Genomic DNA, 23,064 nt, shown 5'->3' with positions numbered 1-23,064 from the left:
CGTCCAGGCCGGCGCTCGCGGCGGCCCGCCACCGAGCGGCCGGGCCGGGCGGGTCCCGTGGTGAGCGGGCGTGCTCGGCGCCCCGCCGCGGGGGCCGCGGTTTCCTGCTCCCGAGCGTGCGCGGTACGCGAGGCGGGCGCCGGTTGTCTCCCCCCGTGCGGGGGAGACGGCTTCCACGCTCGGGGGATCCGACGCCCCCACGGCGCACGGTTGTCTGGAGGCATGAAGAAGACGACGAAGCGCCTGGTGACCCTGCTCCTGATGACCGCTCTGACGACTCCCGGGCTGTCCGCCCCGGCCATGGCACAGCCGCCGGACGGCGACATCCGCGCCCGGATCGAGGCCGTACCCGGCATGCGCGTGCTCGGCGAACGACCCGCCGCCGCCCCGGACCAGATCGTCCTGGACCTGGCCTACCGGCAACCGGTCGACCACCGGCACGGCGGCGGTGACTCGTTCGAGCAACGGCTGACGCTGGTGCACAAGACGACCCGGCGCCCCGTGGTGCTCTACTCCAGCGGGTACGAGTTGGGGTCGTCACCGCAGCGGCCGACCGAACCGACGACGTTACTGGACGCCAATCAGATAACCACCGAGCAGCGGTTCTTCGGGACGTCCCGGCCCGCCGACCCGGACTGGACGAAGCTCACCATCTGGCAGGCGGCCACCGACCACCACCGCCTCGTCACCGCACTCAAGGAGGTGTACCGCGGCCCCTGGATCTCCACCGGCGGCAGCAAGGGCGGGATGACAGCCGTCTACCACCGCCGGTTCTATCCGGACGACGTGGCGGGCACGGTCGCCTACTCCGCCCCCAACAACACCGACGACCGGGACGACACCGCGTACGACGCCCGCCTCCAGCAGGTCGGGACCGAGGAGTGCCGCACCGCGATCAGGACCGTCCAACGGGAGGCGCTGATACGACGCACGGCGATGACGGAGCGGTTCGGCCGGTGGGCCGAAGGCGAGCGGAAGACGTTCGCGACCCTGGGCAGCACGGACCGCGCGTTCGAACTCGCCGTCCTGCGACTGCCGATGATGTTCTGGATGTACCGGTCCGAGAAGGACTGCGCGTCGATACCCACCGCGGCGGACACGGACGACGCCCTCTACGCCTGGGTCACCGAGGTCACCCACCTGCCCGTCTACACCGACCAGGCCCTGAGCACCGTGACGCCGTACTTCTACCAACTGGGTACCCAGCTCGGATACCCGCAGTTCGCCGCCCCGCACCTGGACGGGCTGCTGCGCCACCCGGGCATCCAGGAGATCCGCACGTACGTGCCGCGGGACATCCCTATGCGGTTCCAGCCAGGCGCGATGGCGGACATCGACCGCTGGGTTCGCCACCGCGGCAGCTCGCTCCTGTTCGTCAACGGCGAGAACGACGTCGCGGTAGCCGAGCCCTTCCGGCTGGGCAGGGGCACGCGCGACTCCCACCTCTTCGAGGTACCCGCCGCCAACCACCGCGTCTCCATAGCCGGCCTGCGTCCCGAGGACGCCGCGAAGGCCACGGCCGCGCTGTACCGCTGGGCGGGCCACGCGGCCCCGGAGCGCGGCTCGGGCCATGAGTAGCGGCCCCGGGTGTCCGGCGGCAACAGGGCTCCCGACGCCGCCGGGGCGGTGGGGCCGCGCTGATCCGCCCCTCCCCCGCCGGTGGGGCGGGCCCGGCCTCAGAGGTACTCGCGGGCGAATTCCACCGCCCATTCCACCGCGGCCACGGGGACGGCGCCCGACTCCGGGTCGACCGTGAGGCGGGCGGTCTCCCAGCCCTGGCCGTGCTCCCGGTGGATCACGAAGTGTCCGTCCACGTCGGCCCCTTCGGTCGCCACAAGGAATTCGATCGCCCGATCGTCCCCGTCCGTTCCGACCGTGGTGATCTCCATGTCACCGACCACAAACTCCACCGATCCGCCGCCCCTCGGTACGCGCCCATATCCCGGCTGGTTCCCGCGGACCAGCCTCTACGCCCCCGAGGCACGCCGCATGAGTGCGCGTACTCAGGCCCCGTACTCAGTCCCGAACCCCCAGCCCCGCACTCGCACCGGGCGTGAACGGCACCGGCCGGCACAGAACCCCCCAGTGGGGGTGCGGGGGTGGCGGGGTGACGAGCGCAACACCGGGGTTCCAGTGAGCTCGGGGGCCCTCCCATTCCGTAGCCGGAGCGCGGGGCCGGCCCCGGATTCCAAGGGTGGAGCGCGCCGCCACCCACCCATTGCCCGAAGTGGGACATATCCCCCGCCCCTCGCGCGGTGCAAATGACCCCGCACGGCCGCGCCCGGCCCCGTAAGCTCCCGTCATGCAGGTGATCCAGTCAACGAAACTCGCCAATGTCTGCTACGAGATCCGCGGCCCCGTGCTCGAAGAGGCGATGCGGCTCGAAGCAGCAGGTCATCGCATCCTCAAGCTCAACACCGGCAACCCCGCGGCCTTCGGCTTCGAGTGCCCGCCGGAGATCCTTGAGGACATGCTCCGCAACCTGGGCAACGCCCACGGCTACGGGGACGCGAAGGGGCTGCTGTCCGCGCGCCGCGCGGTCATGCAGCACTACCAGACCAAGGGCATCGACCTGGACGTCGAGGACATCTACCTCGGCAACGGCGTCTCCGAGCTGATCCAGATGTCGATGCAGGCCCTGCTGGACGACGGCGACGAGGTGCTGGTCCCGGCGCCCGACTACCCACTGTGGACCGCCTCCGTCTCGCTCGCGGGCGGCACGGCCGTGCACTACCGCTGCGACGAGCAGGCCGACTGGATGCCGGACCTCGCCGACATCGAGCGCAAGGTCACCGACCGCACCCGCGCGATCGTGATCATCAACCCGAACAACCCGACCGGCGCCGTCTACGACGACGAGATGCTGCGCGGGCTCACGGACATCGCGCGCCGCCACAACCTGATCGTCTGCTCGGACGAGATCTACGACCGGATCCTGTACGACGGCGCCACGCACACCAACACCGCCGCCATCGCGCCGGACCTGCTCACCCTCACGTTCAACGGGCTCTCCAAGAACTACCGCGTCGCAGGCTACCGGGCCGGCTGGATGGCGGTCTGCGGACCGAAGAAGAACGCTTCCTCGTACATCGAGGGCCTGACGATCCTGGCGAACATGCGGCTCTGCGCCAACATGCCCTCGCAGCACGCGGTCGCCACCGCCCTCGGCGGGCGGCAGTCCATCGTGGACCTGGTGCTGCCCGGCGGACGGCTGCTGGAGCAGCGCGACGCGGCGTACGAGGCCCTGACCCGCATCCCCGGCGTCACCTGCGTCAAGCCCAAGGGCGCGCTGTACCTCTTCCCGAAGCTCGACCCCTCCGTGTACAAGATCAAGGACGACCGGCAGATGGTCCTCGACCTGCTGCGGGCCGAGAAGATCATGGTGGTGCACGGGACGGGCTTCAACTGGCCCGAGCCCGACCACTTCCGCATCGTGACGCTCCCGAACGCCAAGGACCTGACCGACGCGGTGACCCGGATCGGTAACTTCCTCGGCGGTTACGGTCAGCCCTGACCCCGGGCGGGGGTGACCGCAGCTCGCAGGATCCAACTCAACTTTAGAACAGATCCAATGTAGGATGGTCTCCTGACCACGCAGGAGGCCTCCTCATGTACGAGCCGATCCGCACCAAGTCGGTCGTCCACCGCATGGGCGGCAGCCGGACCGACTACCCGCACAGCAGCCGCGCCGAAGCGCTGGACATCCAGCTCGCCGGACACCTCGGCGCGCTGCTCGCCGTGACCGACGAACTCGGCCTCGCGGAGAGCGCCGCCGAGATCGCCGCCCAGGTGGCCCGGCTGCGCGGAGCGCAGCCCCCCCGCGCCCCGCGGGGCGCCGCCGGGGACCGGGCCGCACTGCACCAGCGTGCGCACGACCTCGCCGCGCGTGCGCTGCTCGTCGCCGCGTCCCGCGCCGACACCACGGTCGCGATCCTCGCCGCCCGCTCGATGGACACCCACGCCGCCGCCCTGGAGTCCCTGGACCTGGCCGGCGCCCACTGACGGCCCCGGTCCGGGGCCGCGGAGGCTCCGGACCGGGCGCCATGTCCCTACCGGGGCTCGGCGGTACGCGGCGCCGGGGCCCGCACTCGCGGGCGGTCCGGGCTGGGCAGACCGCGCTGAGCCGGGCCCGGCGGGGGCGAGTTGGACAAGAGGCTGTGCTCCGCACACGATGAGGGCCGCAAGATCGCGGCAGTACGGGGCGACCGCTCGCGCGGGCGGCTCCCGCACGGCCGCGGCATCCCGTAGCCGCCCCGCCCGCGCCCTCTGGAGACACCTCGCCATGAGCTTCGGCGACCCGCACCACCCCCACGGTCAGCAGCCCCCGCCGGGGCCGCCGCCCGGCCACCCCCAGCAGGCACCCCAGGGCGTACCCCCGCAGTACGGTTACCCGCAGCCCGCCTCCACCGACACGCCCCCGCCGTACGGGTATCCGCAGCAGGCGCCCCCGCCGTACGGGTACCCCCCGCACGGCGGCCCCGCGCAGGCCTCCGCGCCGTACGGGCAGCCCCCGCAAGCACCCCCGTCGTACGGGTATCCGCAGCAGGCGCCGCCGCCGTACGGGCAGCCTCCGCAGGCGCCGCCGCCGTACGGGTACCCCCCGCAGGCGCCGCCGCCGTACGGGGCGTACCCGTCCCAGCCGTACGGGGCGTACCCGTCGCCCGGGATACCGGGCCTCGCGCACTGGGGGCTGCGGCTCGGCGCCCACCTGCTGGACTCCCTGGTGATCTTCGGCCCGATGCTGGCCCTGGCCTTCACCGACATCGCCACCAGCGACAACCCGGACGAGCCCGGGCTGCTCGGCGGCGTCGGGATGCTGTACGGCTTCGTCATGGCCGTCTTCCAGCTCTACCTGGAGGGTTCCCGCGGTCAGAGCACCGGCAAGAAGATCGTCGGAATCAGCCTGCTGCGCGAGCGCGACGGCCGTCCGCTCGGCTTCGGCATGGCTTTCGTCCGCAAGCTGGCGCACGCCCTGGACAGTCTCGCCTGCTACCTCGGCTGGCTCTGGCCGCTGTGGGACGAGAAGAAGCAGACCTTGGCCGACAAGGTGTGCGGCACCGTCGTCGTCACCGCGGCGACCGACCACCACCACCGCTGAGCCGGACCGCCCCGGGAGTCCCGCCGGGGGGCTCCCATGACGGGATCAGCCCCCGGGCGCGAATCCCGGCGTGATTCCCGGCACGGCTCCCGGCACGGCTCCCGGCGCGGCTCCCGGCGGCGCGGCCTCGTCGGCGCTGAACTCCGCTTCCGCGACCCCGCACCACGGGACCGTCGCCACCGGCCAGACCGGGCCGACCGCCTCGCCCCGCTCCGTCGCCCCCGGGGCCACGCCCGGGATCCTGACCAGGGACTGGGCCGCCCGTCCCGCCGGGTCGGGTTGCTGCGACTCGCGGAACTCGACCGTGACGAGGTACCCGCCGGGTCCCTGCGGCCGCCCGGCCGCCTCCACCGCGGCCACCACGCGCCGGCTCGCCGGATCGATTCGGCAACCGGTGACCCGTACGTCCTCCACCGCCGCCCGCGGCGCCGGCTCCCGCGGCCCGCCGCCGCTGGCCCACACGTACAGCCCCAGCGGGGCGAACACCAGCAGCCCGGCCAGCGTCACCAGGCCCACCAGCCAGCCCTGCCACTTCAACGCGCTCACGCCCATGCGACGATCCTCCCGGGCGGCCGCCGCCGCCACCAGCACCCACGGGCCCAGACAGCATTTCGAAGTGGGACCGCCTGGACACCCGCCGTTCATGCGACTCCCCGCGGAATGTGGGTTTCCGCGAGCACGCTGCACCCGTGAGACGCATCCTAGGAATCATCCTGGGCCTCCTCCTGATCGGCGGCTCCGCCGCCGTCGCCCTTCTCCAGGGGCAGGACCCGGAACCCGCGGCAACGAAGACCGTGCGTGGCGTCATCGGTTCGGAGAAGTCCGACTTCTTCCGCGACCCCGACGTCGTCAAAGCCCTGGCAGACCGGGGCTACACCGTGAGGACGGAGACCTCCGGGTCCTGGGCGATGGACCAACTCTCGCTCCAGGACTTCGACTTCGCCTTCCCCAGCAGCAGCGAGCCCGCCAAGGAAGTGGCCGCCGCGGCCGGCCTCAAGGGGGCTCAGGAGACCAAGCCCTTCTTCTCCCCGCTCGCCGTCATCGCCCGTTCCCACGCCGCGCGAGTGCTGGCCGACAACGGACTGGTGAAGCTGAACGGCAAGAACACCGGCACCCTCCTGATGGCCCCGTTCCTCAAGGCCGCCGCCGAGGACCGCACCTGGCAGCAGCTGGCCGGCTCCGGCGCCTACGCCGAGCTCACCGGAACCGTGTTCATCAAGACCACCGACCCGGCCACCTCCAATTCCGGCGCCCTCTTCCTCGCGGCCGCCTCCAACGTCGCCAACGGCGGCAACGTCGTCGCCGACGACGCCGCGATCGCCCGCACCGCGCCCCTGATGCGCAAGCTGATCTCCGTCCAGGGCGCCCTGGAACCCAGCACCGACGACCCCTTCCGAGCCTTCCTCAGCGGCAGCGGCGAACCGCTGATCCTGGTCTACGAGTCGCAGGTGGCCTCCCTGCTGCTCCAGCGGCAGGACCCGGGCGACATGGTCGTGCTCTACCCGGACACCACCGTCAACACCGCCCACACCTTCGTCCCGCTGAACGACGCCGCCCGCGAGCTCGGCACCCTGCTCGCCACTGATCCCGCGCTGCGCGACCTCGCCGTGCAGCGCGGATTCCGCCCGCAGGACGGCGTGGCCGAGTTCGGGGCCGCGACCTCCCCGCACACCGGCTTCCTCAACCCCTCACTGACCGGCATCCGCCAGGTCGGCACACCCACCGTCAAGATCCTGATGGCGCTGGCCCAGCGCGCCAAGGGCCAGGGGGACGCACCGTGACACACCTACCGACCGCCGGCGGGACCGACGGCACCTTCGTACTGACCCCTCCCGAACCCGTTGCTCCCGTCCGCCGCGAGCAGGCCCGCGGCCTGGTCCCGCTCCAGGACGGCGTGCACGAGGAGATGGCCCGCCGGGCCGGGGAGTACGTCGGCTCGCTCGACGGGATCGACGCCCGCTCCCCCGAGTTCGCGGCCCGGATCGGCGAGATAGCCGCACTCGGCTCCGCCGACATCCGCGGCGCCGCCCAGCAGTCCAACCGGATGCTGGAGCGCGCCGTGCGCTCCCTGGGCTCCGCCGGCGGCGACGTCCCGTCCCGGGTCGCCGGCTCGCTCGTCGAACTGCGCCGCACCGTGGAGGACCTCGACCCGCGCGACACCCCGGGCACCGGGGTCCGCAAGCTGCTCGCGAAGCTGCCGGGCGGCAGCCGCTTCCGCGACCACGTGGCCGCGTACGCCTCCTCGCAAGCGACCTTGAACCGGATCGTCGGCGCGCTGCGGAGCGGCCAGGACGAACTGCGGCGCGACAACGCCGCCCTGCACACCGAGCGGGCCGGGTTGTGGGAAACGATGGGCAGGCTCCAGGAGTACGCGGTGCTCACCGAGGCGCTGGACGCGGCCGTCGAGCAGCGGATCGCCGAGGCCGCCCGCTCGGACCCCGGGCAGGCCGACGCGATGCGGGCGGACGTGCTCTTCCCGGTCCGGCAGAAGCATCAGGACCTCCTGACCCAGCTGGCCGTGTGCGCGCAGGGGTACCTGGCAATGGACGTGGTGCGGCGCACCAACGACGAGCTGATCAAGGGCGTCGACCGGGCGGCCACGACCACCGTGGCCGCGCTGCGGATCGCCGTGATGCTGGCCTCGGCCCTGGAGCACCAGCGCAGGGTGACCGAGCAGGTCGACAGCCTGCGCGGTACCACCGAGGACCTGATCCGGGGAAACGCGGAGATGCTCGCCTCGCAGAGCGGCGAGGTCCAGCGGATCGCGGCCGATCCGGCGGTGGGCGCGCAGACGCTGCGGGAGGCCTTCGCACAGATCTACCGCACCCTCGACGCGATCGACACCTTCAAGGTGGAGGCGACGCGGAACATGGCCGCCACCGTGGAGTCGCTGGCCGGGGAGCTGCGGACGGCGTCCGCGCACCTCGCGCGCGCCCGCACCGCGGGCACCCCGGAGAACGGCGCCCCCACCGCGGGCACCCGGGACGGCGGCGCCCGTACGGCAGGCACGCCGCCGGACCGCGGCGCGCGTACGGCAGGCACGCCACCGGACCGCGGCGGCCGAACCGCAGGCACCCCGGACCGCGCCCGTACCGCGGGCTTCCTGGACGGCGGCGCCCGATGAGGCGCGCCGCGCGCCGTACCGCGCGTACCGCCGTCGCCGGGCTCGCCCTCGCCGTGCTCGCGGCGGCGGCCGGCTGCACCTCGCCCGGGGCCGAGGGACCCGGGCCGGCGAAGCCCGGAGCGCGCCCGGAGGGGACCCTGCGGATCCTGGCCTCCAGTGAGCTCTCGGACATGGAGCCGGTGCTGGAGGCCGCCGAGGCCGCCACCGGGGTCGCCGTCGAGCTGAGCCTGACCGGCACCCTGGACGCCGCCGAGCAGGTCGCCTCGGGGAAGGCGGAGGGGGCGTACGACGCGATCTGGCTCTCCTCCAACGACTACCTGCGGCTGCGCCCGGAGGCGGCGGGGAGGCTCGCCAACGAGACCCCCGTGATGTCCTCGCCCGTCGCCCTCGGGGTCCGGCCGCAGACACTGGCCCGGCTCGGCTGGAAGCCCGATGAGGTCACCTGGCCGGCGGTGCACGAGGCGGTGGTCGCCGGGAGGCTGTCGTACGGGATGACGGACCCGGTACGGTCCAACTCCGGCTTCTCCGCCCTGGTCTCGGTGGCCTCCGGGCTGTCGGGGGCGCAGGCGGCGCTGACCGACGCGGACGTGAAGGCGGCCGCGCCCCGGCTCAAGGAGTTCTTCGCCGGACAGAAGCTGACCTCCGGTTCCTCCGGTTGGCTGGCCGACGCCTACGCCAAGCGCGGGGACGTGGACGCGCTGGTCAACTACGAGTCGGTGCTGCTGTCCATGAACCGGGACGCGCGGGAGGCGAAGGACGGGCGGGAGCCGCTGACCGTGATCCGGCCCCGGGACGGGGTGGTCACCGCCTCCTACCCGCTGACGCTCCTGACCTCGGCGTCCGCGGCCGCGCGCGAGTCGGGCCGGGTCCTGACGGAGTACCTGCGCGGCGCGGACGCGCAGCGGGTGATCACCGAGCGGACGCTGCGCCGTCCGGTGGCGGCCGGGGTGGCGCCTGCCGCCGGGCTGGCCGCCGACAAGCGGCGCGAGCTGCCCTTCCCCGGCTCGCGTGCGGTCGCCGACGGGTTGCTGGCCTCGTACGAGAACGAGCTGCGCCGCCCCTCGCGCACGGTGTACGTGCTGGACACCTCGGGCTCGATGGCCGAGGGGGACCGCATCGGGCGGTTGAAGGCGGCGCTCACCGACCTGACGGGAAGCGGTACGTCGGGCACCGGGCAGCGCTTCCGGGACCGCGAGGAGGTGACGCTGCTGCCCTTCGGCGACACGGTGAAGAAGGTCCTGACGCATGTCGTGGAGCCGGGCGGTCCCGGGCCCGCGCTGGACGCGATCCGCGGTGACGTGAAGGCACTGGAACCGGCGGGGGGTACGGCGGTGTACGGCAGCCTGAAGGCGGCCTACCAGCACCTGGGGAAAGGGGACGTGGACGCGTTCACGTCGATCGTGCTGATGACGGACGGGCGCAGCGGGGACAAGGCGGCGGACTTCGACTCCTTCTACGCCTCGCTGCCCGAGGGCCGGAAGCACACTCCCGTCTTCGCGGTGCTGTTCGGCGACTCGGACCGGGCGGAGCTCACCCGCATCACGGAGCTGACGGGCGGCCGGCTGTTCGACGCCACCGACGGCAACGGCTCCCTGGACGGCGCCTTCGAGGAGATCCGTGGCTACCAGTAGGGGCGCCGGGGGCGGCGCGGTGCTCGGCTACGTCGCGTCGCGCAAGAACCTGGCGGGCTCGGCCTGCGGGGTGGCCGGGGTGGGCCTGGCCCTTGCGGGCGGGGCCGGCGCCCACTGGCCGGTGGTCGTCGCCGCGCTGTACGGGGCGGGCGCGCTGATCGCCCCGCCGGAGCGGCCGCCCGTCCCGGACCTGCCGGACCCGCACGAGCAGCTGGCCCTCGTACGGGAGAACCTCGCCCGGCTGCGGGAGTACCTGGCCGAGGCGGGGCCGGCGCCGGTCGGCGGGAAGCTGGCCGCGCTGCTGGAGCTGTACGAGGCGCTGCTGGATCCGGGGTGGGCGGCCGAGGTGCTGGCCGTGGACCCGGAGGCGGTGCACGCGCTGGACCGGGCGATCCGGCTGGACGTGCCGGAGTGCGTGGACACGTACCACCGGACCCGGTGGTGGACGCGGTGGAACCCGGGCGGCGAGTCGTCCGAGCAGCACCTGGAGCGGCAGCTGGCGGTGCTGTCCGAGGAGGCGGAGAAGCTGACGGCGGACCTCCGCGAAGCAGAGGCCCGCCGTCAGCGGACGCACACGGCCTACCTGGAGGAGCGCGGACGCTCCTGAGGGCGGCCGTGTGCCGCGGTGGGAACCGCTTGGTCGGGGGCTCCCACGTTCATGGCCCCGGTAGCGGGGCGGGCGGTCAGCCCAGGCGCTCGACGAGCGCGTGGTACTGGTCCCACAGCTCCTTGGGAGTGTGGTCGCCGTAGGTGTTGAGGTGCTCGGGCACCAGGGCGGCCTCCTCGCGCCAGACCTCCTTGTCGACCGAGAGCAGGAACTCCAGGTCGGCGGCCGGCAGGTCCAGGCCGTCGGTGTCCAGGGACGCGACGGTCGGCAGGATGCCGATGGGGGTCTCGACGCCCTCGGCGGTGCCGTCGAGGCGCTCGACGATCCACTTCAGGACGCGGCTGTTCTCGCCGAAGCCGGGCCACACGAAGGCGCCGGCCTCGTTCTTGCGGAACCAGTTCACGTAGTAGATCTTCGGGAGCTTGGACTGGTCCTTGTCGGCGCCGACCTTGACCCAGTGGCCCATGTAGTCGCCCATGTTGTAGCCGCAGAACGGCAGCATGGCGAAGGGGTCGCGGCGCAGCTCGCCGACCTTGCCCTCGGCGGCGGCGGTCTTCTCGGAGGCGATGTTCGAGCCGATGAAGACGCCGTGGTTCCAGTCGAAGGACTCGGTGACCAGCGGCACGGCGGAGGCGCGGCGGCCGCCGAAGAGGATCGCGGAGATCGGGACGCCCTTGGGGTCCTCCCACTCGGGCGCGATCGTCGGGCACTGCGAGGCCGGGACGGCGAAGCGGGCGTTGGGGTGGGCCGCCGGAGTCCCGCTGCTCGGGGTCCAGTCGTTGCCCTTCCAGTCGGTGAGGTGGGCGGGAGTCTCCTCCGTCATGCCCTCCCACCAGACGTCGCCGTCGTCGGTGAGCGCGACGTTGGTGAAGACGGTGTTCGCGTACATCGTCTTCATGGCGTTGGCGTTGGTGTGCTCGCCGGTGCCGGGGGCGACGCCGAAGAAGCCGGCCTCGGGGTTGATCGCGTAGAGGCGACCGTCCTCGCCGAAGCGCATCCAGGCGATGTCGTCGCCGATGGTCTCGACGGTCCAGCCGGAGATCGTGGGCTCCAGCATGGCCAGGTTGGTCTTGCCGCAGGCGCTCGGGAACGCCGCCGCGACGTACTTCGGCCCGCCCTGCGGCGGGGTGAGCTTGAGGATCAGCATGTGCTCGGCCAGCCAGCCCTCGTCGCGGGCCATGACGGACGCGATGCGCAGGGCGTAGCACTTCTTGCCGAGCAGGGCGTTGCCGCCGTAGCCGGAGCCGTAGGACCAGATCTCGCGGCTCTCGGGGAAGTGCGAGATGTACTTGGTGGTGTTGCACGGCCACGGCACGTCAGCCTGGCCCTCGGCGAGCGGAGCGCCGAGGGTGTGGACGGCCTTGACGAAGAACCCGTCCGTGCCGAGCTCGTCGAGGACGGGCTTGCCCATGCGGGTCATGGTGCGCATCGCGACGGCGACGTAGGCGGAGTCGGTGATCTCGACGCCGATCGCGGAGAGCTCGGAGCCGAGGGGGCCCATGCAGAACGGGACGACGTACATCGTCCGGCCCTTCATGGAGCCGCGGAAGATGCCCTGCTCGCCCGCGAAGACGTCCTTCATCTCCGAAGGGGCCTTCCAGTGGTTCGTGGGGCCCGCGTCCTCCTCCTTCTCGGAGCAGATGAAGGTCCGGTCCTCGACGCGCGCGACGTCGGAGGGGTCGGAGGCGGCGTAGTACGAGTTCGGGCGCTTCGCCTCGTCGAGCTTCTTGAACGTCCCCTTGGCGACGAGCTCCTCGCACAGGCGCTCGTACTCGGCCTCGGAGCCGTCGCACCAGACGACGCGGTCGGGCTGGGTGAGGGCTGCGATCTCGTCCACCCAGGAGATCAGCTCCGCATGCCGGGTGGGGAGGGTCGAACTGGTGGGAGCCGCGTTGTCGCGCGCCACGATTGCTCCTTGTTGAGGGGTTCGTTTGGTGTATGCCCCGTGGGGGCTGCGACCCGGACGCTTCGCGCTCCGCTCATCCGGTGCCGACCGCACTCATCTGATCATCCGGTGCATGTGCGCATATGTCCAGGGGGCCTCTCACGTGAGCATCGCCACGTCCGTCAATCTTCCGTAAAGAGGACCAACGGAAAGCTACGGACCCGTAGGTAGCATGTGGACCATGACTTCTGACGCCACCGCCTCGCCGGCCTCCGCCCCGGCCGACGCACCGGCCGCCGAGGCCTCCCCCATCGTCCGGGCCGTCGAAGCGGCCGAGACCGCCCTGGAGGCCAAGCCGCTCATGCGCGGCTGGCTGCACACCGGGATGTTCCCCGCCGTGGTCGTCGCCGGCCTGGTGCTGATGGCCTTCACCGACTCGACCCGGGCCCGGGTGGCCTGCGGGGTCTACATCCTCACGGCCTGCATGCTCTTCGGCGTCAGCGCGGTCTACCACCGCGGCACCTGGGGGCCGCGCGGCGAGGCGATCCTGCGGCGGCTCGACCACGCCAACATCTTCCTCATCATCGCGGGCACCTACACCCCGCTGACCGTCCTGCTGCTGCCCCCCTCCTCCGGGCGGACCCTGCTGTGGGCGGTGTGGATCGCGGCCGCGGCCGGTATCGCCTTCCGCGTCTTCTGGGTCGGCGCCCCGCGCTGGCTCTACACCCCGTGCTACATCGCCATGGGCTGGGCGGCCGTCTTCTTCCTGCCCGACTTCATGCGCACCGGCGGCATCGCCGTCCTGGTACTGGTGATCGTCGGCGGCCTGCTGTACAGCGTCGGCGGCGTCATCTACGGCATGAAGCGCCCCAACCCCTCGCCGCGCTTCTTCGGCTTCCACGAGGTCTTCCACTCCCTGACGCTGGCGGCGTTCGTCGCCCACTACGTCGGCATCTCGCTGGCCGCGTACCAGCACTGACACCACGCGGCCGACCGCCCGGGCCCCCGTGTTCGGGGCCCGGGCGGTCGGCGCGGGTCGGGTCTTCGGTCGGGGCCGCGCCGATCAGCAGGCGCGGCCGTCCTTGTCCGGGTCCAGACGCAGCGGGTCACTGCCGTGGACCTTCATGCCCTTCGGGTACTGATGGGCGGCCAGCCAGTCGCAGCGGGCCCGCGTCGTCGGTTTCACCTCCGCCGGGAAACGGGTCGGCACGCACAGGTTGACCGAGCCGTAGTGCCGGTCGCAGCCGGCGACACTCGGCGCGACGGGTACGGAGTCCCGCCGGGCCGGGTTCTCCTTCGGCGGCCCCAGCCTGTCGGCGAAGGTGTGCTCGTGCGCGGCCGGCGCGGCCGTCCTGGCCAGGGCGGACGGTCCGCCCAGGTGGATCCAGGTCGCGATCGAGGGGACGCCGTTCGCGTCGACCGCGAAGAGCATGTACCAGCCGGGCGGCGCGAGGTTCGGGTTGCTGGTGACGTTGAGGTCGATCTGGTTGCCGTCCACCGTCATCGGCAGGTCCACGAACCGCTGGTTCGGGTCCGAGGAGTGCGTGACCGCCGCCGGCCGGATCAGCTCCGCCTTGGCGACCGGGCGGTTCACGGTGATCCGCTGCGTGTCCCCGTACACCCACTGCGTGTCGATCACCGAGGTGATCTGCGGGCGCGGCCCCTTGAAGAGGTACGGCGGCGTGTAGACCGACACGTTGTGGTTGTACGTGCCGTTGCCCGGGTTGTCGCCGACGGACATCACCCGGCCGTCGGGCAGCAGGAACGAGGCCGAATGGTAGCCCCGCGGGATCGGGTCGGCCGCCAGCCCCGGCTGGTAGGTGTTGCTCACCGGGTCGAAGAACGAGGCCTCGAAGACCGGGTCCGCCCGGTCGTGCAGCGCCCCGCCCGTCTCCAGCACCTTGCCGTCCGGCAGCAGCACGGCGGACACGTACATCTTGCCCTCGGCGCCGGTCTGCGGCCGCTTCCCCGAACCCTGGTCGACCAGGCCCTGCGGGAGGTCCGGGCCGGCCGTGTAGGCGGGGCTCGGCTGCTTCAGGTCGATGATGTCGGTGAACCTGTTCGCGGCCGGGTTGGTCTCGTTGTTGCCGCCGCCGACGGTCAGGACCCGCTGGTCCTGGGCCGGGGGCAGCAGCACGCTCGCGGACTCGTCGCGCTCGTCCTTCCCGCGCAGGCCGGGCACGTCCGTGATGGTGTTGGCGTCGTAGTCGTAGACGGACGCGCCGGTGCCCGGCGTCCCGTTGCCGAAGGTGTGGCTGCCCGAGTAGAAGAGCCGCCCGTCCTGCATCAGGATCATCGACGGGTAGAGGCCCCAGTACGACCAGGTCTGATTGACCTCGTTCATCGGCAGCCACCTGCCCTGCGCCGCCGAGAACCGCTCCGCCGTCACGTTGCCCGTGGAGTCCTCCTTCAGCCCGCCGAAGGAGATCACGTCCCCGTTGCCGAGGACCGTCGCCGACGGGTACCAGTGCCCGCCGTTCATGTCGTTCGTCCGCGTGTACTGCTCGGTCGCCGGGTCGAAGAGGAACGAGTCCTTGAGCCCCTGGTAGCCGATGGTGCCGTCGGCGGACGGGTAGCCCTTGTTCCCGCTCATCACCAGCACCCGGCCGTCCGCCAGCTGCACGTGGCCCGAGCAGAACATGTCCACCGGCGTCGGGACCGTCCTGAAGCTGCCGTTCGCCGGATCGTAGACGGCGGAGGTGAAGGTGCCCGCGTTGAACTGGGCGATGTCGTTGCCCGAACCCGCGATCAGCAGCACCTTCCCGTTCCTCAGCACCACGGCGTGCATGGAGCGCACCGGGTTCTGCGCGGGAAGCACCTGCCACGCGCCCTTGGCGCACTCCTGCGCCGTGCCCGAGCAGCCCGGCTGCGGCGGAGCCGCGCCCACCTCCTCCAGCACGTAGTCGTCGGTGGTGAGCGTGCCCACCCCGTACACGGACAGGCCCCACGCGATCTTGTCGGTGTTCGGCGGGACGACCGGCGTACGGACCTCCGTGCGCGCCCAGCCGGCACTGACCGGGGGGTTCGCCAGGTCGGTCCAGTACTGCCAGCCCGCCGTGGTGTCCCGGCGGAACACCGTGACCGACACGTCGGGGGTGGTCGACTTGTACCAGGCCGACAGGTCGTACTGCTTGCCCGGGCTGACGCTCGGCGCGCAGGCCGTGCTCTCGGTGACCAGGGCCTTGCGGTCGCCGTCCACCCGGCGGGTGAGCGAGACCCGCATCGCCTTGGTGCCCGTGCGGGCGTCGGCGACGGTGGCGAAGGTGAAGTCGTTGTCGCCCCAGCCGGACTTCGACCAGCAGGACGGCATGTCGGAGCCGGCGCCGCCGGCGGTCTCGAAACCGGGGTTGGTGAGCAGATTGGGCGGTCCGGCCGTGGCCTGCTGCGGTGCGGTGAGCAGCAGGCCCGCGGTCATCGCGCCGACGGCGAGCAGGGCGGCGCGCCACCTTGCCCTCCGCCGGATGTTCCCACGCATGAGAGGTCCCTTCTGTGCGGCTCAACTCCTGGTGTGACGGCCTGCCTTGCGCGCGGTGCGCGGCAGGTAGACCAGCCCCTCGGTGGCCGCGAACCGCAGCACGAAGGTGGTGGCCAGCGCGAGGGCCGTGGCGGGCAGCACCGCCATGCCGAACGTGGCGACGAACACCGCGATCAGCGGCAGCCGCAGCAGCAGGTCGGCGTTGGCGAGCAGGGCGAAGCGCGCGATCCGGTCCGCCCAGTGGCGGTGGCCCCGCCGGTCCCGGAACAGCAGGACCTCGATGAGCAGGAAGTTCCACAGGACGCCGGCCTGGTTGGCGACGACCTCGGCCGGGAGGTAGTGCATACCGGCGCGGGTCAGCAGCCAGAGAGCGGCCAGGTTGGGAACGAAGCCGGAGGCACCGATCAGGCCGAAGCCGATCATCCGGGCCAGCGGGGTCGCGGACCGCAGCGCGGCCAGGTGGGACAGGAAGCGCAGGCCCTCGCGGGCGGTGGACTTCGACTCCCCGGCGAAGCGGTCCTGGAAGACGAAGGGCACTTCCGCGACCTTCGCGGGACGGCAGCGCACGGCCAGTTCCAGCAGGATCTTGTAGCCGAGCGGGCGCAGTGCCGCGGAGGTCACCGCGGCGCGGCGCACGGCGAAGAATCCGCTCATCGGGTCGCTGATCCCGTGCAGGGCGCGGGGGAAGAGGCCCTTGGTGAGCCAGGTGGCGCCGCGCGAGACGGCGACGCGGTAGCTCCCGGCGAGTCCGGCCCGGCTGCCGCCGCTGATGTAGCGGGAGGCGACGACGAGGTCGGCGCCCGTACGGACGCCCTCGCCGATGAGCTCCGGGACCAGGTGCGGCGGGTGCTGGAGGTCGGCGTCCATGACCACCACCCAGTCGGTGTCCGCCCGCTTCACCCCCTCGACGACGGCGCCGCCGAGACCGCCCTCGGCGGTGTCGCGGTGCAGGACGGCCACGGGGAAGGCGCATTCCGGGGCGGCCTTCTCGATGACGGCCGGAGTGTCGTCGGTGGAGTCGTCCACGAACAGCACGTCGCAGGGCAGGTGGGCGGGGAGCGCGGCGCGCAGGCGGCGCAGCAACTCCTCGATGTTCGCGGCCTCGTTGTAGGTCGGGATGATGAGGGTGACGCTGCCGGCCGGGCTCTGCGGAGCGGTCGGCTCCGTCCCGGTCCGGGCAGGGAGGGCCCACAGGTCCTCGCTCATGGCGGCTCAGCTCCCACTCTCGCGGTCGGTGCGGCGTATCTCGATGCGGTCCTCGCCGGTGCCGAAGACGGCGACCGCGGTCGAGTGCTCCAGCGCGGCCTTCACGTTGGGCAGGTCCGCGGCGTCGCGGCGCACCGTGGGCGAGGAGACCACGTAGTCGATGTCCCGCCAGCCGCGCGGCAGGGTCGCGGTGACGGCGGGGTCCAGGTCGGCCTTGTAGAACCAGATGGCGCCGAGTCCCGGCTCGAAGCCGTGGTGGACGGCGTCCAGCCAGAGCGCGTCGTCGAGCAGGATGCGCGTGCTCCCGGGGTCGGCGGCCCCGCTGCCCAGCCAGGCAGCGGCCTGCCGGTAGGGGCCGTTCGCGTCGACGGTCAGCGCGGTGCGGTTGCCGTCGTACCACCGCGGCAGGACGTACACCGCCGCCGCCACGGCGAGTACGCCGACCAGCGCCCGGCGCCCGTGCACCAGCGCCCGGCGCTCGCCCGCGCGGCGACGGCGGCGCAGTACGGCGTGGGCGACGGAGGCCGCGCCCCCGGCGAGGACGAGCGCGAGGAACGGCACCGCCTGGATCACGTACATCGCCGGGAGGTAGCCCGAGGGGCGCATCGCGACGAGGGCGAGGATGACGACCGCGAGCGCCGGGCCGGCCAGGGCCCGCGCGGTCACGGACCAGCGCACGGTGGCGAGCAGCAGGACGGCGCCGGCCAGGCCGCCGAGCGGGAGGACGGTGTCGTAGTACAGCCAGGACCGCAGGACGCCGTGGGAGCCGGAGCCGGGGTCGAGGATGAAACCGGAGCCCTCGCGGCCCATCTGGTAGGTGATGCCGTCGATCAGCGAGACATGCCCGGCACCGGGCAGCAGTTCGCCGTTGAGCAGGGCGAAGAGCGGGTACGAGAGCCCGATCAGGGCGCAGGCGGTGACGGCTCCGGTGACGGCGAACTTGCGGGTGTCGCGGTGGCTGTGGCGCCACATCGTCACCAGCAGCGCCGGGAGCACCACGAGCATCGTCTCCTTCGTGAGCACGGCGGTGGCGGCCGCCAGCCCGGAGCCGAAGTGGTGCCACAGGTGGCGGCTGGGTGACGCGGCGAGGCAGAAGGCCAGCAGGATCCACATCACGGCGAGGTTGTCGAGGAAGATCTCACGCTGGAGCACGACGGACAGCGGGGACAGCCCGAAGAGCGCCATGGCGAGCCCGGCCGCCCAGCGCGGCAGCCACAGCCGGCGCGCGAGGACGTAGATCAGTACGGAGGCGGCGGCGGAGACGGCGAGCATCGCGAACCGCATGGACGCGACGGTCATCGACTCGGGGACGACGAGGGACGGCAGGTAGGTGAGGCCGGCGAGCTGGATCCAGCCGAGGGGCGGATGGTCGTACCAGTACGTGTAGTGGGCCAGGCCGTCGCCCTGCTGGACGGCCCACGCCTGGGCGAGGTAGGTGCCCTCGTCGTCGCTGAGGGTGGGGAAGGCGGTGATGTTCCAGCCCTGGACGAGGAGGATCACGAGCAGCAGGGCCCCGCACAGCAGGAGGTCGGGGCGGGAGGAGCGGAAGCGGACGAGGGGCCGGGCGGGAGCGGGCGGCCGGACCGCTGCTCCGCGGAGGTCGTCGCGGTCGGGGCGGTCGGCACGCTCGGGTGGCGCCGTGGCTGTGGTCGCGGTGGCGGTGGTGGCGGTCGCCGTCCCCGCGGCACCGGGTCGGGGATGGGGATCAGTGGCCGTGGGCAGGATGGCGGTCACTGGCGGCTGTCCTCTCGGATCGCGGCGGATGCGGTGGACCCCGTGGCGGCGGCGGACCCGCCCGGTGCGGCGGGCGCGGCGGATGCGGCGGACCCGCCGGACGCGGCCGTGAGGTGGGCGCCGGTGTGGCTGGTGAGCTCCCACTCGTTGCGCCCGCGCTGCTCGCGCCAGACGGCGCGGATCGCGGCGCCGGCGAGCATCACCTGGTAGAAGGGGCCCCCGACGACGAGCTTGAGGTAGTGCACGAAGCGGATGCGCAGCCCGTACTGGCGGCCGAAGTCGTGCAGTCCGACGATCTCGAACACGAAGGTCACCAGCGCCGTGATCATGGGCAGGAAGGTGATGATCGCGACGCCGACCGGTACGTCGAGGAAGACCGCGACGGCGAAGTTGACCGGGATGATCACGCCGGACGCCGCCTGCATGAACGGCGTCATCAGCGTGTAGCGGGCGAGCCAGCGCTGACCGCGCCCGGGCAGCTGCCGCCAGTCCTTCTTCCGGTACACCTGCAGGAAGCCCTGGTTCCAGCGGGTGCGCTGCTTGAGCAGGCTCATCAGCGAGCCGGGCGTCTCCTCGCGGGTGACCATGTCGGAGTCGTACGCGACCACCACCTTCTTGCCGACCGACGACAGCCGCACGCCCAGGTCGCAGTCCTCGGCCAGGCAGTTCCCGTCCCAGCCGTCCGCCTCGCGGAGCACCTCGGTGCGCACGAAGACGGTGTTGCCGCCGAGCGGGATGAAGCCCTTCTCGGCGTGCAGGTGCAGCCGCGAGCGGAACCAGAAGAAGTACTCCAGGCAGTTGCGCAGGCTGTACCAGCTGGAGTGGAAGTTGATGAGCTGGACCCCGCCCTGGACCACGTCGGCTCCCGTGGAGCGGAAGGCGTGGTCGACGTGGGCGAGGAGCTCGGGGTGGACCTGGTCCTCGGCGTCGAAGACCCCGACGATGTCGCCCCGGCAGTGCGGGAGGGCGGTGTTGAGGGCCTTGGGCTTGTTCTTGGCCTCGTGGTGGTCGACGACGACGCGGACCAGGCCCGGCGCGCGGGCGGCGGCCCGTTCGGCGACCGCCGCGGTCCCGGGGTCGTCGTGGCCGACGATCACGATGATCTCGTAGTCGGTGTGGGTCGACTCCAGGAGCCGGTCGATGGTGTGCTCCAGGACCGCCTGCTCGTGGCGGGCGGGCAGCAGCAGGGAGAAGGCCAGCCGGCCGCCCCCGTCGGGACGGTCGAAGCGGGTGGCGGCGAGCGTCTCCGGTGTCCGCCAGGCGTGCATCTGCCACCAGAGGGTGAAGGCGGCCATCCAGAAGAGTGCGAGCGATGTCGCAGAAATGAACACAGAGGTGTACAAATTGTCCCCCACAGACGTGCCGCAACCCCAGGCGGCTGTCACTGATCCCCCCGGAGGCTCGCGGCGGGCCCCCCGGCCCGCCGCCTCCGCTTCCCCCTCGGGCGCACCCCCCAGTGCGCCGTCTCGGTTGCTCCCGAAGACATGAGGTTAGGCAGCCCGGATGAAAGTCAGGTACTGCCCGGATAAAAACCGCGTATCTGAACTGGTGTACGACTAAGCGGAATTGTCGGTACTCCGGTCACTTCAGGGACGAACCATCCCCAACTGCTCCCCCAGCTCGACCGGATCCGTCGTAGGCCGCGCGCAGACGAAATGTCGACACACATACGCCGTCGGGACGTCGTGCACCAGCGTGCGCTCGGCCAGAAGGGGGAACTCCCCTCCACTGCCGTCCGCCGCGCGCGGCAGGCCGACCGCCACCACCGCCCCGGGAGCCGTCCCCAGCAACGCGGTCCGGTGGAGCTCCGCCCGCGCCGGGTCGTCGGGGTGGCCGACGACGGCGACCTCCCGCGGCCCGTCCAGCAGCGCCTCCGCGACCGCCAGCCCGTGCCCGATGAAGCGCGGGACGCGCGGACCGAGCGCGTGCACCACGCCCAGCGCCCGCTCGGCGGCGGTGCGGTGGGCCTCCGAGCCGGTGTGCGCGGCGTACGAGAGCAGGGCGCCGGCGGCGGCCGTCCAGCCGGACGGGGCCGCCGTGTCGGTGGGGTCCTGCGGCCGCCTGATCAGCTGCTCGGCGTCGTGCGCGGTGTCGTACAGCGAGCCGTCCTCGGCGGTGAACCGGTCCAGGACCAGGTCGGCGAGGAAGCCGGCGAACTCCAGCCAGACCCCCTCCCCCGTGACGGCGGCGAGGGCGAGGAAGCCCTCCGCCACGTCGCCGTAGTCCTCCAGCACACCGGCGTTCGCACCGACCCGGCCGTCCTTGCTGGTCCGCGCCAGCCTGGCCCGCCCGTCCATGTGCACACGCACCAGGAGGTCCGCGGCCTCGGTCGCCCGCTCCACCAGGTCGGGCCGGTCGAAGAAGGCCCCGCACTCGGCGAGGGCCGCGATCGCCAGCCCGTTCCAGGCGGCGACGACCTTGTCGTCCCGCCCGGGCGCGGGCCTGCGGCCCCGCGCCGCGAGCAGCCGCTCCTTGATGCCCGCGATCCGCCCGGCCTCCACGACGGGGCCGTCCTGGGGCAACTGGAGCACCGACTTCCCGTGCTCGAAGGTGCCTTCCTCGGTCACTCCGAAGTACGCGGCCGCCAGATCCCCGTCGGACTCCCCGAGCACCTCCCGCAGCTCGGCCGGGGTCCAGGCGTAGTACGCCCCCTCGACGTGCGCGCCGGTGCCCGGCTCCTCGCTGTCCGCGTCGAGCGCGGAGGCGAAACCGCCGTGGTCCGTGCGCAGCTCCCGGACCATGAAGTCGGCCGTCTCCAGAGCCACGCGCCGCGCCAGGTCGGAGCCCGTCGCCCGCCACGCGTGGGCGTACACCCGGCACAGGAGGGCGTTGTCGTACAGCATCTTCTCGAAGTGGGGCACGACCCACTCGCGGTCCACGGAGTACCGGGCGAAGCCGCCGCCGAGCTGGTCGTAGATCCCGCCGCGGGCCATCGCCTCGCAGGTGTCGACGGCCATCTGCAGCGCGCCCTGCGACCCTGTGCGGGCGTGGTGGCGCAGCAGGAACTCCAGCACCATGGACGGCGGGAACTTCGGCGCCCCGCCGAAGCCGCCGCGCGTGGCGTCGTACTCCCGGGTCAGCCCGAGCAGCGCCTGCGCCAGCTCCTCCGGCCCGGGCGCGGCGGCCTTCCCGTAGTCCAACTGCCGGCCGGAGAGCTCCCGTACGATCCGCTGCGCGACCTCCGCGACCTCCTCGGGCCGCCCCACCCAGGCCGTCCGGATGCCGTCGAGGACCTGCGTGAAGGAGGGCATGCCGTGCCGCGGCTCGGGCGGGAAGTAGGTGCCGAAGTAGAACGGCTCGGCCTCGGGGGTGAGGAAGACGGTCATGGGCCAGCCGCCCTGGCCGGTGGCGGCCTGCACGGCCTCCATGTAGACGGCGTCGATGTCGGGCCGCTCCTCGCGGTCCACCTTGATGTTGACGAAGTGCTCGTTCATGAAAGCGGCGGCCTGATCGTCCTCGAAGGACTCGTGCGCCATGACGTGGCACCAGTGGCAGGAGGAGTAGCCGACGCTCAGGAGCACCGGCACCCCCCGCTCCCGGGCCTCCGCGAAGGCCTCCGGGGACCAGGGCCACCAGTCGACGGGATTGTCCGCGTGCTGGAGGAGGTAGGGGGAGGTCTCGTTCGCGAGGCGGTTCGGCATGGGGCCATCCTGCCGCACCGGCTCTCCGCGTTCCGCGATCCCGGCGCCCGGTGCGCCTTCCCGGGCCCGCGCGGCTCGCGGGCGGCGCCCACCGGGCGGACGGCCGCCGACCCGTGTGCGTACGCGCACCTTCCGTGACGTCATATAAGCCCCCCGCAACGGGAGTTGGGGTTTTCGAACCGTAGCGGCCGCCGGTCGGTGCGCTTCCTCTGATCCTGCTCAGATTCCTCACGCTCGCGTGTGCCCCGCTGGACACTTGGGGCTCGTTGCCCGAGCTCTCTGAGGGGGATGCCGATGCGGGACAGCCATCGCGGTGAGGCCGAGCGGCTGCTGGTGCGGGCGGTGGACGAGGAGCTGCGGCACGGTGCGGCGGGCTCGTCCGTCGGCAGGGAGGCACTTCTGGCGCGCGGCAGGGAGGCTCTGGACGCGCTCGCCGCGAGCGCCGCGCCGGAGTACGAGAGCTACGTGCACGCCCTGGACGAGGCGGCCGCCGGCGAGGAGTCGCTCGGCGAGGCCCTCCGGCGCGGCAACACCCCGACGGCGCTGCTGGCCACCGCCGTCGCGGCCGCCACCGCCTTCGGCGCGGACCTCGCGCTCGGCGTCGCACCCGGTACGGCGGCGGCCGCGGGGGCCGCCGCCGGCGTCGCGGGGGCGGTCGCGGCG

At 72.5% G+C, this 23,064-nt stretch carries 17 protein-coding genes and 1 pseudogene; 10 read left to right on the top strand and 8 right to left on the bottom strand.

The window, feature by feature from the left end; genetic code table 11:
* Positions 1-222: 222 nt before the first annotated feature.
* On the top strand, positions 223-1,578 hold the full coding sequence (locus tag ACFWUQ_RS26245; RefSeq protein ID WP_384542667.1) for a S28 family serine protease: 1,356 nt from the start codon (positions 223-225) through the stop codon (positions 1,576-1,578).
* A gap of 98 nt (positions 1,579-1,676) precedes the next feature.
* Here ACFWUQ_RS26245 and ACFWUQ_RS26240 read toward each other — a convergent pair whose 3' ends face one another.
* Entirely contained in the window at positions 1,677-1,889 is a 213-nt protein-coding gene (locus ACFWUQ_RS26240; RefSeq protein WP_384542664.1) for a hypothetical protein, read from the bottom strand.
* 413 nt (positions 1,890-2,302) lie between these two features.
* On the opposite strand from ACFWUQ_RS26240, the gene ACFWUQ_RS26235 reads away from it, so the two are divergent.
* The 3 genes from ACFWUQ_RS26235 to ACFWUQ_RS26225 all read left to right on the top strand — a co-directional run bounded on the left by ACFWUQ_RS26235 (position 2,303) and on the right by ACFWUQ_RS26225 (position 5,098).
* Positions 2,303-3,514, top strand: a complete 1,212-nt coding sequence (locus tag ACFWUQ_RS26235; RefSeq protein WP_384542661.1) for a pyridoxal phosphate-dependent aminotransferase — start codon at positions 2,303-2,305, stop codon at positions 3,512-3,514.
* A gap of 95 nt (positions 3,515-3,609) precedes the next feature.
* On the top strand, positions 3,610-4,002 hold the full coding sequence (locus tag ACFWUQ_RS26230) for a hypothetical protein (protein WP_384542658.1): 393 nt from the start codon (positions 3,610-3,612) through the stop codon (positions 4,000-4,002).
* A 280-nt stretch (positions 4,003-4,282) separates the two neighbouring features.
* Positions 4,283-5,098, top strand: coding sequence for an RDD family protein (locus tag ACFWUQ_RS26225; protein ID WP_384542655.1), 816 nt, complete (start codon positions 4,283-4,285; stop codon positions 5,096-5,098).
* A 45-nt stretch (positions 5,099-5,143) separates the two neighbouring features.
* Here ACFWUQ_RS26225 and ACFWUQ_RS26220 read toward each other — a convergent pair whose 3' ends face one another.
* Positions 5,144-5,644, bottom strand: coding sequence for a hypothetical protein (locus ACFWUQ_RS26220; protein ID WP_384542653.1), 501 nt, complete (start codon positions 5,642-5,644; stop codon positions 5,144-5,146).
* 143 nt (positions 5,645-5,787) lie between these two features.
* On the opposite strand from ACFWUQ_RS26220, the gene ACFWUQ_RS26215 reads away from it, so the two are divergent.
* From ACFWUQ_RS26215 to ACFWUQ_RS26200, 4 genes are read left to right on the top strand one after another with little or no spacing between them, the layout of a single operon-like run.
* On the top strand, positions 5,788-6,879 hold the full coding sequence (locus tag ACFWUQ_RS26215; RefSeq protein WP_384542650.1) for a hypothetical protein: 1,092 nt from the start codon (positions 5,788-5,790) through the stop codon (positions 6,877-6,879).
* Entirely contained in the window at positions 6,876-8,222 is a 1,347-nt protein-coding gene (locus ACFWUQ_RS26210) for a toxic anion resistance protein (RefSeq protein WP_384542648.1), read from the top strand. The genes ACFWUQ_RS26215 and ACFWUQ_RS26210 overlap by 4 nt, the downstream gene beginning before the upstream one ends.
* Positions 8,219-9,853, top strand: coding sequence for a substrate-binding domain-containing protein (locus tag ACFWUQ_RS26205; RefSeq protein WP_384542645.1), 1,635 nt, complete (start codon positions 8,219-8,221; stop codon positions 9,851-9,853). The genes ACFWUQ_RS26210 and ACFWUQ_RS26205 overlap by 4 nt, the downstream gene beginning before the upstream one ends.
* Entirely contained in the window at positions 9,840-10,460 is a 621-nt protein-coding gene (locus tag ACFWUQ_RS26200; RefSeq protein ID WP_384542643.1) for a hypothetical protein, read from the top strand. Before ACFWUQ_RS26205 ends, ACFWUQ_RS26200 begins: the two co-directional genes overlap by 14 nt.
* Positions 10,461-10,536: 76 nt before the next feature.
* Here ACFWUQ_RS26200 and ACFWUQ_RS26195 read toward each other — a convergent pair whose 3' ends face one another.
* Positions 10,537-12,366, bottom strand: coding sequence for a phosphoenolpyruvate carboxykinase (GTP) (locus ACFWUQ_RS26195; protein ID WP_384542640.1), 1,830 nt, complete (start codon positions 12,364-12,366; stop codon positions 10,537-10,539).
* Between the two features lie 340 nt (positions 12,367-12,706).
* Between ACFWUQ_RS26195 and ACFWUQ_RS26190 the strand changes: the two genes are divergently transcribed.
* On the top strand, positions 12,707-13,324 hold the full coding sequence (locus tag ACFWUQ_RS26190; protein WP_384542674.1) for a hemolysin III family protein: 618 nt from the start codon (positions 12,707-12,709) through the stop codon (positions 13,322-13,324).
* 84 nt (positions 13,325-13,408) lie between these two features.
* Here the strand turns inward: ACFWUQ_RS26190 and ACFWUQ_RS26185 are convergent, their stop codons facing one another.
* The 5 genes from ACFWUQ_RS26185 to ACFWUQ_RS26165 all read right to left on the bottom strand — a co-directional run bounded on the left by ACFWUQ_RS26185 (position 13,409) and on the right by ACFWUQ_RS26165 (position 22,401).
* On the bottom strand, positions 13,409-15,820 hold the full coding sequence (locus ACFWUQ_RS26185; RefSeq protein ID WP_384542637.1) for a galactose oxidase-like domain-containing protein: 2,412 nt from the start codon (positions 15,818-15,820) through the stop codon (positions 13,409-13,411).
* Between the two features lie 21 nt (positions 15,821-15,841).
* A complete protein-coding gene (locus ACFWUQ_RS26180) occupies positions 15,842-17,026 on the bottom strand; it encodes a glycosyltransferase (protein WP_384542634.1) in 1,185 nt (394 codons plus the stop codon).
* A 6-nt stretch (positions 17,027-17,032) separates the two neighbouring features.
* On the bottom strand, positions 17,033-18,751 hold the full coding sequence (locus ACFWUQ_RS26175) for an ArnT family glycosyltransferase (RefSeq protein WP_384542671.1): 1,719 nt from the start codon (positions 18,749-18,751) through the stop codon (positions 17,033-17,035).
* A 5-nt stretch (positions 18,752-18,756) separates the two neighbouring features.
* Positions 18,757-20,103, bottom strand: coding sequence for a glycosyltransferase (locus ACFWUQ_RS26170; protein ID WP_384542631.1), 1,347 nt, complete (start codon positions 20,101-20,103; stop codon positions 18,757-18,759).
* A gap of 243 nt (positions 20,104-20,346) precedes the next feature.
* Positions 20,347-22,401: a thioredoxin domain-containing protein gene (locus tag ACFWUQ_RS26165; RefSeq protein ID WP_384542628.1), complete on the bottom strand. Its 2,055-nt coding sequence runs from the start codon at positions 22,399-22,401 to the stop codon at positions 20,347-20,349.
* Between the two features lie 294 nt (positions 22,402-22,695).
* Between ACFWUQ_RS26165 and ACFWUQ_RS26160 the strand changes: the two are divergent.
* A pseudogene (locus ACFWUQ_RS26160) lies at positions 22,696-23,064 on the top strand (hypothetical protein); the annotation flags it as partial.

It is taken from the genome of Streptomyces sp. NPDC058662 (assembly GCF_042716255.1).
Taxonomy (GTDB): Bacteria; Actinomycetota; Actinomycetes; order Streptomycetales; family Streptomycetaceae; genus Streptomyces.
The sequence above is the reverse complement of the archived record's forward strand: the minus strand, read 5'-3'. Positions and strand labels throughout refer to the sequence as shown.

What these genes read in the sequence shown, in the direction of transcription:
- ACFWUQ_RS26225 (WP_384542655.1), top strand. Translation starts at nt 4,283, where the DNA reads ATGAGCTTCGGCGACCCGCACCACCCCCACGGTCAGCAGCCCCCGCCG.
- ACFWUQ_RS26165 (WP_384542628.1), bottom strand. Translation starts at nt 22,401, where the DNA reads ATGCCGAACCGCCTCGCGAACGAGACCTCCCCCTACCTCCTCCAGCAC.
- ACFWUQ_RS26205 (WP_384542645.1), top strand. Translation starts at nt 8,219, where the DNA reads ATGAGGCGCGCCGCGCGCCGTACCGCGCGTACCGCCGTCGCCGGGCTC.
- ACFWUQ_RS26230 (WP_384542658.1), top strand. Translation starts at nt 3,610, where the DNA reads ATGTACGAGCCGATCCGCACCAAGTCGGTCGTCCACCGCATGGGCGGC.
- ACFWUQ_RS26240 (WP_384542664.1), bottom strand. Translation starts at nt 1,889, where the DNA reads ATGGAGATCACCACGGTCGGAACGGACGGGGACGATCGGGCGATCGAA.
- ACFWUQ_RS26185 (WP_384542637.1), bottom strand. Translation starts at nt 15,820, where the DNA reads ATGCGTGGGAACATCCGGCGGAGGGCAAGGTGGCGCGCCGCCCTGCTC.
- ACFWUQ_RS26245 (WP_384542667.1), top strand. Translation starts at nt 223, where the DNA reads ATGAAGAAGACGACGAAGCGCCTGGTGACCCTGCTCCTGATGACCGCT.
- ACFWUQ_RS26190 (WP_384542674.1), top strand. Translation starts at nt 12,707, where the DNA reads ATGCGCGGCTGGCTGCACACCGGGATGTTCCCCGCCGTGGTCGTCGCC.
- ACFWUQ_RS26235 (WP_384542661.1), top strand. Translation starts at nt 2,303, where the DNA reads ATGCAGGTGATCCAGTCAACGAAACTCGCCAATGTCTGCTACGAGATC.
- ACFWUQ_RS26180 (WP_384542634.1), bottom strand. Translation starts at nt 17,026, where the DNA reads ATGAGCGAGGACCTGTGGGCCCTCCCTGCCCGGACCGGGACGGAGCCG.